Annotated in this window: 10 protein-coding genes; all 10 read left to right on the top strand. The window is 55.4% G+C overall.

Annotated features, from left to right (window positions below; genetic code table 11):
- The first annotated feature begins 2 nt into the window (after window positions 1-2).
- The 10 genes from C8267_RS04250 to C8267_RS04205 all read left to right on the top strand — a co-directional run bounded on the left by C8267_RS04250 (window position 3) and on the right by C8267_RS04205 (window position 14,128).
- Window positions 3-1,421, top strand: coding sequence for a DUF4932 domain-containing protein (locus tag C8267_RS04250; protein WP_106633793.1), 1,419 nt, complete (start codon window positions 3-5; stop codon window positions 1,419-1,421).
- Window positions 1,418-2,761 carry a radical SAM/SPASM domain-containing protein gene (locus tag C8267_RS04245; RefSeq protein ID WP_106633792.1) on the top strand — a complete coding sequence of 448 codons (1,344 nt, stop codon included), beginning with the start codon at window positions 1,418-1,420 and terminating at the stop codon, window positions 2,759-2,761. Before C8267_RS04250 ends, C8267_RS04245 begins: the two co-directional genes overlap by 4 nt.
- Window positions 2,762-2,771: 10 nt before the next feature.
- A complete protein-coding gene (locus C8267_RS04240) occupies window positions 2,772-4,085 on the top strand; it encodes an HlyD family secretion protein (protein WP_106633791.1) in 1,314 nt (437 codons plus the stop codon).
- A 4-nt stretch (window positions 4,086-4,089) separates the two neighbouring features.
- Window positions 4,090-5,439: a TolC family protein gene (locus C8267_RS04235; RefSeq protein ID WP_106633790.1), complete on the top strand. Its 1,350-nt coding sequence runs from the start codon at window positions 4,090-4,092 to the stop codon at window positions 5,437-5,439.
- A 501-nt stretch (window positions 5,440-5,940) separates the two neighbouring features.
- The gene (gene mobC, locus C8267_RS04230; protein ID WP_106633789.1) at window positions 5,941-7,950 is read left to right on the top strand and encodes a conjugal transfer protein MobC; all 2,010 of its coding nucleotides are present in this window, start codon (window positions 5,941-5,943) and stop codon (window positions 7,948-7,950) included.
- 129 nt (window positions 7,951-8,079) lie between these two features.
- Window positions 8,080-9,366: a DUF3945 domain-containing protein gene (locus tag C8267_RS04225; protein ID WP_106633788.1), complete on the top strand. Its 1,287-nt coding sequence runs from the start codon at window positions 8,080-8,082 to the stop codon at window positions 9,364-9,366.
- Window positions 9,367-9,378: 12 nt separating this feature from the next.
- Window positions 9,379-9,855, top strand: a complete 477-nt coding sequence (locus C8267_RS04220) for a DUF1896 family protein (RefSeq protein ID WP_106633787.1) — start codon at window positions 9,379-9,381, stop codon at window positions 9,853-9,855.
- Window positions 9,856-9,889: 34 nt separating this feature from the next.
- A complete protein-coding gene (locus C8267_RS04215; RefSeq protein ID WP_106633786.1) occupies window positions 9,890-10,921 on the top strand; it encodes a fimbrial protein in 1,032 nt (343 codons plus the stop codon).
- Window positions 10,922-10,999: 78 nt separating this feature from the next.
- Window positions 11,000-13,558: a DUF4906 domain-containing protein gene (locus C8267_RS04210; RefSeq protein WP_158699704.1), complete on the top strand. Its 2,559-nt coding sequence runs from the start codon at window positions 11,000-11,002 to the stop codon at window positions 13,556-13,558.
- Window positions 13,559-13,570: 12 nt separating this feature from the next.
- The gene (locus C8267_RS04205; RefSeq protein WP_106633784.1) at window positions 13,571-14,128 is read left to right on the top strand and encodes a DUF3575 domain-containing protein; all 558 of its coding nucleotides are present in this window, start codon (window positions 13,571-13,573) and stop codon (window positions 14,126-14,128) included.
- Window position 14,129 lies beyond the last annotated feature (1 nt).

The following is a 14,129-nucleotide window of genomic DNA, read 5'->3' as shown; positions in this document are numbered from 1 at the left end:
ATATGCGACATTTTATCTTTTTTATTATATTGTTTCTCTCGCACTATAGTTCTTTGGCTCAATCTATTGGGCAAGTCCATGAGTGTGTTGAAATGACTAATATCGTGTTTCGTTTAGCCGATATCCCAGAATATAGCAATGTCACCAACTCGCAATACATAAAGGATATAGATATGTATATGGGAAAAGATAAATCGCATGAAATCGTTCAGTTTGTGCAGAAACTAAAAGAGACGAATCAAAAGGCATATGAAATGCTCCCTAAAATTACAGCCTGCTTGGATATATCTGATGGAACTGTCGGATTTCGGGAAACGGTTGATTTAAATACGCTTCAGGCTGAGTTGGTGGAGAAAGGACTACAATCAGTATGCAGTCGTTTCGTCGCATTGCTCAATGATTTTTATAGAGTGTCTGGATTCAAGAGATTCTTTTTGAATCATTCCTCGTTTTATCATAATATTCAATGCAGATTTAATGCACTCTTGGCACAACTAGGGACGAGTTGGCTCCCGTCTTTTTTTGAACCCCAGTTTCGAGAAAGCATAATTGCAGTTTCCCCAAGTAATGGCCCATTTAATTATGCAATACCGAATCTTCCTGATAAAAAATATCAGGCGTTTGTCATAATTGGTAATTCTCGATTTGATGAGTTCGGATTACCCGTATACGATGAGATGGAGCTCTTTGCAACCGTACATGAATTGATGCATCCCTATACGAATTCTATTGCTGATGTTCTATATCCCATGATTCAATCTGCAGTCGCGCGTATCTATTCGAATACGCAGGAAGCCATCAATGCGGCAGGTTATTATTCTCCGGAAATGATGTTTACGGAATGGCTGAATAACCTATTTACGATACAATCTCTCAAGTCGGTTTTAAATCAGGATTCGGTCAATTTCCTACTGCGAATTCTTGAAGGGAATGGATTTATATATATGAATCGTTCGCTAAGTTTTTTGGAGCATTTTATTGCGAATAAAAGCGATTGTGTAGCACAAGACGTATTACTGACTCAATTTGCCGGTTTCATAAATTATACAGCAGACCATATTGCACAAATTCAAAATGAAATAGCTTACAAGCATCCTTATATTGTAGATGTTTTTCCTGCGTTGAACAGTTTGAATGATGTGGCAGGTATAAATTGCATCATTTTCAGCTTTTCTGTTCCTATGCGAACAAATGCCTATGGATATGCATGTTTGCAAGATGCATATGTAAACAATTTGTATCCTGTTGTCAAGAATGCCTTATGGCAAGATGCGTATACGTTTGTGCTAGAAATTGACAGTTCAAAACTCAATTTTGGTACAGAGTACGGAATCCTTCTGAAAAAAGACTCGTTCCAATCCGTGTATTATTATACTTTGGCAGAAGATTTTATCTACAAAATAAAAACGAGAAAGCTATGAAAGTCTCAAACTATTCTTTTCTTTTTAGTACCGAAAATTATGAATTTTACATTTATAATACGCTGTCAAACGCATTGATTGAAATAGATAACGATACCTATAATATCTTACTCAAGGCTCGACAGAACAAATCAGAGGTGTCAGAACAAATGTTGGACTCCGATTTATATAATACGTTGTGTCAAAAAAAATTCATAACAAATAATGAACAAGATGATTTTCTGTTGTATAAATCCATAGTTCTTAAGCAAAGAGCTGATAAATATCATATACATATGACTGTAGCTCCCACAATGGATTGTTGCTTCAATTGTCATTATTGTTTTGAAAAATTTAAAGCTCCAGATTATATGTCTGAGGCAATAATGGACTCCATAGTTTTGTATTTGAAAAACCTAGATTCGAAGCCGCAATTACGAATTACCTGGTTTGGAGGAGAACCGTTAATGGCATTGCCACAAATGGAAATGTTGTATGATAAGATTTCTACCTCATACCAAAAACCGAAACACTCCGATATTATTACCACAGGATTTCATATTACCCCCCAAGCTATAGAGATATTAAAAAAAATAGGGATAGAATCGATGCAAATCACTTTGGATGGCTTGAAAGATACTCATAACCGAATCAAAACAACACATAATTGTGACGATGTATTTGGAAAGGTTATGGATAATGTTGACTTGTTGTTGAAAAATACCGACATACATTTGATTTTCCGTGTCAATTTAACCAAGCGAAATGCCCATGAGTTTGTTTATTTATATAAATATTTGTCATCCAGATTCTCATCACACCTTCATAAAATTGGAATATGTCCAGCTTTTGTTATGGACCGAGGTGACTGTAATTTATCAGATGATGAGATTGAATATATCTTCACTCACGATGAAGATGCTATGTTTGCATTAGACTTGTATAATAAGGATGGTATAGCAACTCAATACACTCAATATCCATCTCGATTCTTTAATGAATGCGCAATTCGTAATATCATGTCTATTGCTTTTGACCCGCAAGGATATGCATATAAATGTTGGGAAGTTATCGGAAATCGAAAGCATGCTTTTGCTCGTTTATATCAGAATGGATTATTTGAAGAATTTAATGAAGTGATTCTTAATCGACATTTATTTGGTGCAGACCCTCTTGAGGACCCTAAATGCTCACAATGTGCATACCTCCCGATTTGCAATGGTGGTTGTCCAATACAGCGGATTCAAAATGTTTTTGAATGTCGAAAAAATTGTACTTGTACTCATTTTAAAGGGCACATGGCAGATTTTCTGAAGATACATTTACGTCTCACCAAGGCTGGTTTTGATAATCACTCATAAAAAATAGATTATGCCTCTAATAGAACATATTTCGCACAGCGAGGAGGCACAGTCGATTCTGGGCCGGGCTCCGTCTTGGGTTGTGCGGTGGGGGGTGACGGTTGTTTTCTGCATTCTTGCAGGAATCGTATTGGGCTGTTATTTCATCAAATACCCGCAGACGGTCACGGCCCCGATTTCAATCACGACGATCAATCCGCCCTCAGACCTTGCGGCCCGCTATGACGGACTGCTCGATACGGTCTGCGTCTCGAACGGCGATGCGGTGCATGCGGGCGAAGTGATTGCCCTCTTCACGACGGCCGCCCGCTACGGTGATGTCGCCACCCTGGAGCATTCACTCCGCGGGGCCGACACCCTGTCGTATCCGCTTCTGGTACGCTCGCCGTGGCTCGACGGGAGCTATGCGCTTGGGGAACTCCAATCCACGTGGGCCGACTTTCTGCGACAGTGCCGCGACTACCGTCACTACCTCGATATCGACTATTCGGGGCACAAGCGCCGGCTGCTCGAGGCGCAGATTGCCAAAAATGAGGAGTACTACGACCGGCTGCTGACGCAGCGTGCGCTGCTTGCCGCCGATCTGAACTACGGACGCCGCACGCTGGAACGCGATTCACTGCTGCTTCGCGAGGCAGTGATTTCCGAGGCGGACTACGAAAACACGGCACAAAATTACCTCTCGAAACGCAATTCGCAGGCGGGGTTCGATGCCACGCTGACCTCCACCGAGCTGACGATTCTCCAGACGCGGCAGCAGCTTGTGGAGCTGACGCTCGACGCGGCGAACGAACGGGCGGAATACGAGCGGGCGCTGGAGCAGTCGCGTCAGCAGCTGCTGGCGCAGATTGCCCAATGGCGCGAACAGTATGTCATCACGTCGCCGGCCGAGGGGCATGTCTCGCTGCAGCGCTATTGGAGCCGCAACCAGCACGTCTCGACGGGCGAGGTGATTGCATCGGTGGTTCCCGACGGGGAGCTGGCCGTCATTGGACGCATGCAGGTTGCCTCGGCCAGCTTCGGAAAGGTCCACACCGGGCAGCAGGTTCTCGTCAAGCTCAATGGATTCCCCTATATGGAGTTCGGCGTACTGTACGGCGCAGTCCATTCGATTTCAGCGGTTCCCGAGCAACAGCAAACCCAGGGCGGCACGAGTATCGTCTATACCGTCGAGGTGGAGTTCCCCGCCGACCTGCGGACTACCTACCGCCGTGAGTTGCCGCTCATCCAGCAGATGGACGGTACGGGCGAGATTATTACGGAGGAGATGCGCCTGATTGAACAATTCATCCAACCCGTCGTCTCTCTCTTCAAAAACCGATAGCCGCATGAAACGAATACTCATCCTATCAATCGGCGTACTGCTGTTCTTCGGCACCTCCGGCTATGCTCAGGAGCGGCGCTGGACACTGGAAGAGTGCATCGCACATGCTTACATGCAGAATATCGAAATCAAGACGCAGGAGCTCGCGGCCGCGGAGAAACGCCTATCGCTCTCAGAGTCGAGGTGGGGCTACGCTCCCGAACTTTCGGCTTCGGCGGGCTACACGCTTTCGACGGGACGTGTGTTGGACCCCACGACCTACGACTTCGTGGAGAACCAGATTGTATCGGGCAACAACGCTTCGGTCGGGGTGAGCCTGCCGCTTTTCAGCGGACTGCGCAACCACTACAACCTTCGGCGGGCGAAACTTGACCTGCGTTCGTCGCTGCTTGCCGTGGAGACGATGCGCCGCAGTGTGCGGCTGAACGTCACGGCCCGCTACCTGGAGGTGCTGTGCGCCGAGGAGACAATCCGCGATGCCGAGCAGGTCGTCTCCGAGCTGGAGGTCCAGGCCGGAAAGACGGAGCGGATGGTTGAGGCCCGCAAGGTGACGATGGCCGACCTGCTGCAGATTCGTTCCCAGCTTTCGGATGCCCGAAACGACGTGCTGACGGCCCGGAACACTTACGAGATTGCCCGGCTGGAGCTTTGCCAACTGCTTGAAATTGAAGACTACGCCTCCTTCCGGACCGTGGCTCCCGATACCGCCCGGCTGGTTCACGGAGGTCTTGCGGAGGATGACTCCGTCCTCGATGCCGCGCAGCAGCTACCCGAAGTGGAGTCGGCACGGGTGGGAATTGAGTTGGCCCGGCGCGATTTGCAGCTTGCACGTACCGCCTACTGGCCGACCCTTTCGCTCGCGGCGGGTTACGGCTCGAGCTACTCGGATGCGCGGCAGAAGATGTTTCAGCAGGCCGACGGGACCTATCGCTACGAGGCGTATCCCTTCTTCGAACAGTACCGGGACAATGCGAGCAGCTATGTGTCGCTGTCGCTCAGTATTCCGATTTTCGGGAAGTTCACGACGCGGAAGAACGTGCAGCGTCAGAAACTGGCCCTGCAGCGTGCGGAGTATGCGCTGCGAACGGCCGAGAAACAGGTAGAGAAAGAGGTGACGCAGGCGCTCATAGATGCCCGTACGGCCTGGGCGCGATACCTCGGGGCGCAGGAGTATGTTGCCTCGGCCGAGGAGGCGGTCCGGCAGGTGGGTCGGAAATACGACCTCGGTGCTGCGACCGTAACGGATTACAACGCGGCTGTAACCACTCGGGTCAAAGCCCGTTCACAACAGTTGCAGGCGAAATATGAATATCTGTTCAAATGCCGGATTCTCGAATACTACGCCGCGCCGTGACTACCTCGGGGAAGAGTGGTCAAATTCTTGTCAATTCATTGATTGGTCTCAAGGGATATCGATGTAAACGGAACATTCGATGCCGGACTTGTTGCCGCTGTTGATGCATTTGTGAAACTTTGGTTCAACTGCTGGAAATATTCAGCAGTTAGGCGTCTTGACAAAACCTCTGTTGTTCCACTCTTTCTCTATAGGGCCTACTTCAAGCGGTGGGTAGCCTATCCCCTCCGACTGAAATATCTTGGGAGCCATACAACTGCCGCTGCGCAGTCCTGAACCGCAAGAACCGCCTGACCCACTTCCTCGATACGCTGCGGGGTACGCTGGTCGAGTTAAGTCAGAAGTAAACCCTTTCTTCCCGGATGGTCTTTCGACTGTTCGGGATTTTTGCAGGAGTGGGGTAGTGAGTACCCTCCCTGCCGGCCATCCGCGGCCTGGGGAGGTCGGCTGGAACAGGTCGTCTCATTCCTCTGCTATCTTGCTGCCCTTAAACCGACAAGTATGCAGCAGGAGGATGATTTGCGGGCATTGGAGAAGATTGTCCAGTTTGCCCGGGCCCTGGGAATCGTGTTTCTGGGGCTGAACAGTTACTGGTTCTGTTACGACTGGTTCGCGCGCCACGCGCTGACTACTCCCGTCGTGGACCAAATCTTCTGGAACCTTCAACAGTCGACCGGGCTCTTCACCTGGTCATCCATCACGAAACTCTGCGCCCTCTTCTTTCTGGTGTTGGGATGCTACGGCACACGCAGCGTGCGGGACGGGAAACCTTCGAAGCGGCAAATCCTCCTCCTGGCGCTGGCTGGTTTCTTCCTGCTCTTCGGCAACGACACGCTGCGGAGCCTTCCCGCTGGGCTGGAGTTTCGTTTCTGGAGCTATGTGCTGACCCTGCTGGGCGGCTACCTTGCGCTGTTGACCGCCGGGGTGTGGGTCCGCCGCCTGCTGCATACGACCCTTGCCAGTGACCCCTTCAACGACGACAACGAGAGTTTCGAACAGGAGGCTCGTCTGCTCGAAAACGAATACTCGGTCAACCTTCCGACCCGCTACTACTACCGGGGTGAGTGGCGGCCGGGGATGATTAACGTCATCAACCCCTTCCGGGCGACGATGGTGCTGGGAACCCCCGGCTCGGGCAAGTCCTATGCCGTGGTGAACAGCTACATCCGCCAGCAGATTGAGAAAGGCTTTGCCATGTATATCTACGACTTCAAGTTCGATGACCTGTCGCTGCTGGCCTACAACCACCTGTTGCGCCATCTGGATGCCTACCCGACGCGGCCGCGCTTCTGCGTCATCAACTTCGACGACCCCCGACGTTCGAACCGCTGCAATCCCATCGCCCCGGAGTTCATGACCGACATTTCGGACGCCTACGAGTCGGCCTATACCATCATGCTGAACCTGAACAAGACGTGGATCCAGAAGCAGGGCGACTTCTTCGTCGATTCGCCGATCATCCTGCTGGCAGCGATCATCTGGTACCTGAAGATCTACGACGGAGGCCGCTGCTGCACCTTCCCGCACGCCGTGGAGTTTCTGAACCAACCCTACGAGAAGATCTTCCCGGTGCTGACCTCCTATCCCGAACTCGAAAACTACCTCTCGCCCTTCATGGATGCCTGGCGGGGCAATGCGCAAGATCAGCTACAGGGACAGATTGCCTCGGCAAAGATTCCCCTCTCGCGGATGATCTCGCCGCAGCTCTACTGGGTGATGACGGGCTACGACTTCTCGCTGGACATCAACAACCCGGCCTCGCCCAAAATCCTCTGCGTGGGAAACAATCCCGACCGGCAGAACATCTACTCGGCAGCCCTGGGACTCTATAATTCGCGCATCGTGCGACTCATCAACAAGAAAGGACGGCTGAAATCCTCGATTATCATCGACGAGCTCCCGACGATCTACTTCCGGGGGCTGGACAACCTCATCGCCACGGCCCGTTCGAACCGTGTGGCCGTCTGTCTGGGCTTTCAGGACTTCTCGCAGTTGGAGCGCGACTATGGCGACAAGGAGGCGAAGGTGATCTTTAACACCGTGGGCAACATCTTCTCGGGGCAGGTGGTGGGCGACACGGCCCGCACGCTCTCCGACCGTTTCGGCAAGATTGTCCAGCTGCGCGAGTCGCAGTCCGTCTCGAACGAGAACATCACCCATTCGACCAACACGCAGCTCGACGCGCTGATCCCGCCGTCGAAGATTTCGAACCTCACGCAGGGGATGTTCGTCGGTTCGGTGGCCGACAACGTGGACCAGCCCCTGCCCCAGAAGATTTTCCATGCCCGCATCGAGCTGGATAGTGCGGCAATCCAGGCCGAGGAGCGGCGCTTCGTTCCCATCCCGCAGATCTCCTCGTTCCTCGACGAGGAGGGCACGGACCGCATGGAGGAGATCATCCGCGAGAACTACTACCGCATCAAGGAGGAGGTGGTCCAGATTGTCGAGCGGGAGATCCGCCGCATCGAGAACGATCCCGACCTTGCGGGGCTCCTGCCGAAGAAAAAATAGGATTCCACCGTGCGGAAAACCCGCGGCTGACGGCCATATACGGCCTGCGCAGGACGATTGGAAGCGACGGACATTCAGCTCTTTATATTCGCGGCATCAACCTTTTGTTTCACTTAAAACAATTGTATTATGCCCGAAGAGAATCTGAATCAACCGATCAATCAGGCCCCGGAGCAGGCCAATCCTGCCTACAAGGAGACGCTGCTGCTCTACAACGAACAGAACGGCGCCGTGGAGGCCGTCTCGGAGCTCAAGCAGGAGGGCCGGCAGTACAAGGCCATCACCACCTCGCCGCTCACGGCCAACAAGCCGGCCTTCTTCGACCTGCGGAACAGTTCGGCCGTGGGCGCCTTCATCAAGGGGTTCCTCTCGCAGGAGAATGCCAAGCCGTTCCATTTTCTGAAAGTCGCAGCGGACAAGGCCAGCGAGGTGGCGCAGTCGCTGCTGCGGCTGGCTGACAACCCGAAGGACCCCGAGGGATTGAAGGCCTTGAACGACCACCGCGTCACCTCATACCAGCTCGAACGGGTCAAGTTCGACACGCAGGAGCTGCACCTGCAGGAGCTGAAGGAGATGGGCGTCATCGTTACGCCGAAGGAGCTGGAGGCGATGAAGCTGGGCCTTCCCACGACGGAGCTCCACAACATCAGTCTGAAGGTCGGCGACCTGTCCGTAGCCGGAGAGTTCGCCCTGCGTTCCTTCCGCGACCGGAACGGCGACGTGCAGGTCGGGCTCGAAAGCGCCCTGGCCCGCCCGGAGTTTGAACGCGAGGAGTTCCGGATGATGTTCACGGCCAGCGACAAGGAGCAGATGCTGTCGGGGAAGACCCCGGACCGCCTCTACGAGATGCCCAACCCGCATACGGGCGAAAAGGAGTGGTGCTACGTGACGCTGAACCCGGCTACCAACCGCTTCGTGACGGTCCCCCGGCGCGAAGTCCCCGAACTGCGCTTCTTCAACGGCGTGCGGCTGACCGATGCCCAGCAGGAGAACCTCGCCTCGGGAAGCCGTGTGCAGGTCGAGGGGTGCACGATGCGCAACGGCGACATCACCTATTCGGGGAAGGTCGGCTTCGATGCCCTGACGCGCGAATACCGGATGACGGACTACCGTTACAGCAAACCCTACATCCCCGAGTCGCTTTCGAAACAGTTGGACGAGCGGCAGCTTGCCGCCGTGAAGAGCCCCGAAGGACTCGACTGCTCGAAGGAGAAGGCCCGCCCGATTCTCGGACGCAACGGCAAACCGCTCTCGTGCATCATCCGGCTCAATCCCCGGACCAACGGCGTGGACTACGACTTCACGAACCTGCGCCGCCAGGAGCAGCAGGCTTCTCAGACGAAACAGCAGGAGCAGAAACAGCCCCAAAAGCAGGAACCGGCGCCCGAAACGCCGAGCCGGGGTCGGAAACGCTAATGCCGCACGACGATGGAACAACCCGATCAAACGTGGTTCAGCGAGCGCCTCCGGCAGTTTCTCGAGGAGCGGCACCCTTCGCAGCCCCGTTACCGACGGATGATCGAGCGGCGCAGCCGGTTGGCATTCGAGGGTTACAGTCAAAGTCTTGAAGCCGGTGTTCCGGTCGACCAGGCGATTCGTGTTGCCGACCGGATTCTGTTCCGGGGGCTGCTCTTCTCGCCTTACGATACGGTCCATCTGATCCTCGAAACCGACTACCCGGCCATTCCCCAAAGCCAGCGTCAGACGGTGGCGCTGAAGCTGATCCGGATCTGTTCGCCAATCTTCGAGCGCACGCCGCTGGGAGACGACTTTGCCCAGCGTCCCGAGTTCCGGCTGCTCAAGGAGCGGCTCCGACGGGCCATCCGCCGGTGGATCGACGAAAACGGGGTGCCGGGCTACCAGAGTCTCGAACGCCCGGCGCCTCTCTCGAAACGCTTCAAATAACCAATTTTTCAATCCCCTTTCAAATCTTACAACCATGAAAAACCGAATTTTTGCGATGGCGGCTCTCGCCGCTGTGCTGTTTGCTTCGTGCAACAAGGAAACCGAAATGATTAACCCCGCTCCGGAAGCACGCCCTGATGGTGCCACGGTAACAATCACCCTCTCTTCGGGCGATGATGCGCAGACCCGCGCCTTCTTCGATGCCACGGCCACGGCCGAGGCGTGGGAGAAGAGCCTCTCGTCGCTCTCTGTCTTCACGTTCAACGCCTCGGGCGATCTGATCCTGCGCCGCGATTTCACGGTCTCGGAACTCGCCTCGAAATCGGCGACCTTCTCGCTTCCGAAGTCGGCGGCGGGAACCGAATGCTCGTTCTATGCCGTTGCAAACTACGACGCCTCGTCGGCCAAAACCAAGTCGGCACTTACGGCCCTCGTGGAGAAGTCGGCTGGAGACTATAACGGGACCTTCGCGGATGTCTCGACCAAGGCGCTGCGCTCGGGCGGCTTCGTGATGTCGGGCTCGACGACCAAGACCGTCGGTGCGGTGAACACCTCGACGCAGGTGGGTATCTCGCTCAAACGCACGGTGGCGAAGGTTGCCCTGCAGACCACGATCGCCCCGGAGTTTTCGGAGAAGTATCCCGGCTCAATCACGATCAACTCGGTGAAGCTCTCGCGCGCCGCGTCGCAGTCGCTCGTCGTGGCCGGGGAGCCCTCGACGGGAGCCATGACCTACACGCATACCCAGACCCCGGGGACGGCCTCGTCGAAGTACAACAGCCTCTTCTACCTCTATGAGACGGGGACGCTCGATGCCGGAAGCCGCGTGCTGCTGGAGATCAACGCGACCTACGACAGCGACGGCAGCAGCTCGACGAGCGATGACCGTTCGGATGTAACCTATTCGGTCGAGCTGACGGGCAAAGCCGCGGGTCAGATCCTCCGCAACGGCTACTACCGGGTCGCTGCCAATATCACGGGCCTTGTGGGTCAGGATTGCCAGGTGTCGGTAACGGTTGCCGACTGGGAGACTCCCGTCACGCAGTCGGTTGATCTGGGCGCCTAATCCATGTGTTGCGGGTCCCGCCTTGCCCCGAGGGGTCGGACGGGACCCTTTTTTCTCACCTTTCAAACACGAACAGTTATGAAACGAATCCAGCAACTGGTACTCCTGCTGTCGGTCCTCCTTGTGACGTTGACCGGATGTCGGGAGAGCCTGACCGAGGAGGCCGTGGCGCCTCGCGGTGTGGCGGTCGAGATCGCCGTCCGTCCCGACGGGATGCAGGAGCAGACCCGCTCGACGGACGAGGATGCGATCGCCGATCTGAACTTTTACCTTTATGACGACCAAGGCAGTCTGCTCCTGCATCGCTACCAGCAGGCGACGACCCTTCGCTTCGAGGTCGTGCCCGGACATTATCGGATGCGCCTCGCTGCCAACCTCGGCCGCGACCTCGGGGCGGATCCCTCGGAGGAGGAGCTCCGAATCTCGAACGCCGAAAGTTACGAACGCCTTCCGATGGCCGCCGAGGAGGAACTTGATGTTACGAGCGTTGGCACAAGCCCCTCGACTATCGAGGTTCGGCGGTGCGTGGCCAAGGTCTCCTATGAGATCAACGTCAAAGACCCCAATATCGAGCTTCGCTCCGTGCAGCTGATCTCACTTCCGCGCACGGCGGTGCTCTTTAATCCGGAGGCAGCCCCGTCGTCCAATCCGGCCGACTATACGGACGGTCCCGAGACGACGCTCACGGGAACGGCGGCCTCGGGTGTCTGCTACCTGCTTCCGAATCTGCAGGGCACCGTTCCGTCGATCACGGACCAGCGGCAGAAGAGCCCCGAGCATGCTCCGGAGCACGCCTCGTACCTGCTGATCCGCGCCGCGAACGGCAGCCGGAACCTCCTCTATACGGTCTATTTGGGCGGCAACAACACCTCGGACTTCAACGTCCGGGCCAATGTTCACTATACCTTCCGCATCTCGATCCTGGGCGACGATAAGATCGACACGCGCGTCTATTCCTACTCGATTCAGGTGTGGGACGACTTCGATGACTACCGCTTTGGCGACTACTGCATCTACGAAGGAACGACCCTGCTGCATATCGACGTGGAGAACAACGACGATGAGCTGCCGCTGAACGGGACGTTTGCCGTCATCTCGGGCGAGAGCTCGAAGGTGTTTTTCGACGACTTCCACGGCGAATCGGGCCCGGATTTCAAGGTATATTATCCGAACAGCACCAATCTCTTCGGCGTGCAGTACAGCCCGACGGTTTACACCTCGTCGAACTCCCGCTTTGCTTACCGCATAACACTTCGGGATCCCTACGGGGTCTGCGGAACCTACGACTTCGAGCATCAGATGGCCAACGTCGTCTACATCAAACCCTCGGCCGGCGGTACGATCTCGGCCTCGGGGGCCTTGTGGAGCGGTGAGACCGGCTCGGGGAGCAGCCTTCGAAGCGTGGCGCTGTGCTACGAGCAGGGATGCAGCCTGACGGCACGCGCCGGTGCGGGGTATCAGTTCGAGGGGTGGTACTCGGACAGCAACTATTCGCAACGCCTCTCCACCTCGGCGACCTATGCGTTCCGTCCGGAGCAGGCCCGCACGGAACTCTACGCTCGGTTCAAATCGACGATTACGCCGCTGGACGGCAACGGCACGGCGAACTGTTATATCGCCCGCAAACTCAATACGACCTATTCGTTCGACGCAACGGTGCAGGGCAATGGCCGTTCGACCCAAAATGTAACGCCCCAAAAACTGTCGGGTGTCGAGGCGCGGATTCTCTGGGAGACGGGAGCGGTCCGTAATGCGGTGATTCGTTCGGCCGAATATGCCGATGGCAGAATCTGTTTCGAGACCGGCACGGCACACGGCAATGCCGTCATCGGGCTCTTCGACGCTGCGGGGACCTGCATCTGGTCGTGGCATATCTGGGCTGTGGACTACGACCCGCTTTCCACGGCGAAGACCTACTCAACGGGAGCCGTCTTCATGGAGCGCAACCTCGGAGCGGAGACCACTTCGCTGACGGATGTACGGTCCAAGGGAATGTACTACCAGTGGGGGCGCAAGGATCCCTTCATCTATCCCTCGGCAAATACGCCGACGACCTATTACACCCCGTCGGCCGTAACCAGCCTCGAAGGGTATGAATTCAAGGCCTATGGCCGCAATGCGAGCCCGTCGCTTCCGACGAGCGACTATACGGTACAGTGGGCCATCGAGCATCCGACGACTGTGATGGCCGGTAATCCCTATTCGGGAAGCTGGCACAACCCGCTGAATCCGAATCTCTGGGGCAACTACACGAACGGGACGACCGCCTCGCCCGTCAACCGCAAGACAATCTACGACCCCTGTCCGCCGGGCTGGCGGGTGCCGCATATAGAGGCGTGGGACAGGAACTACTTCAAGAAGGCGACCTACGTGAATGACGGCGGCTGGTATATGTATTACTCTTCGGGTTCATTGACGACGCTCTATCCCTTCACGGGCTATATGGATGGCAGTTCGGGACGGGTGCAGTACTACTGGCCAACCTGCCAGGTGCGTGTCTGGACGAACACCCCGAACCTCGGCTCGTCGAAAGATTACGGACAGCACCTCTATATTCTGGACGAGAGCGGCATTGTTGCCATTACGGACTCGGTCCGGCAGGATGAGGGGCTGGTCGTGCGCTGTATCCGGGAATAAAACGCGAAGACAATGAAACGACGACAAATCATACCGATTCTGACGGTGCTGCTTATGGCCTTGTGGGGTTCGCCCCACAAGGCTGCGGCACAGATTTTCGCCGTGCGGGCCAATGCGCTGGCCGCATGTACCGCGACGCTGAACCTTGGCGCCGAAGTGGCCCTGACGGACCGCTGGTCGCTGGAGGGAGCGCTGTTCTGGAATCCCCTGCGCACGGAGGAGTTTGCCACCTCGTTCCGTGCGGTGCAGCTCGGCGCCCGCTACTGGTTCTACGAAACGCAGGTCGGCCCCTTTGTGGGTGCGCAGCTCTCGCATGTCAACTACCTCGTCGGCCGCCGCACGCGGCGCTACGACGGACGGGCGTGGGGCGCGGGCCTCTCCTGCGGCTATTCGTGGATGCTCTCCAAACGGTGGAGCGTAGCCGTAGAGGGAGGCCTCGGGCTTTTCCATACGAAGGACACCCGACGAGACCCCACGGTCTCGGACTGGGACGATGAATATATCTACCACTCGCGACGCTGGACCTTGGCCCCTTCCCGCCTGGAGGTGTCGTTCGTCTATCTGTTTTAGC

The sequence above is a fragment of the Alistipes sp. Marseille-P5061 genome (assembly GCF_900290115.1).
Taxonomy (GTDB): Bacteria; Bacteroidota; Bacteroidia; order Bacteroidales; family Rikenellaceae; genus Alistipes; species Alistipes excrementigallinarum.
The sequence above is the reverse complement of the archived record's forward strand: the minus strand, read 5'-3'. Positions and strand labels throughout refer to the sequence as shown.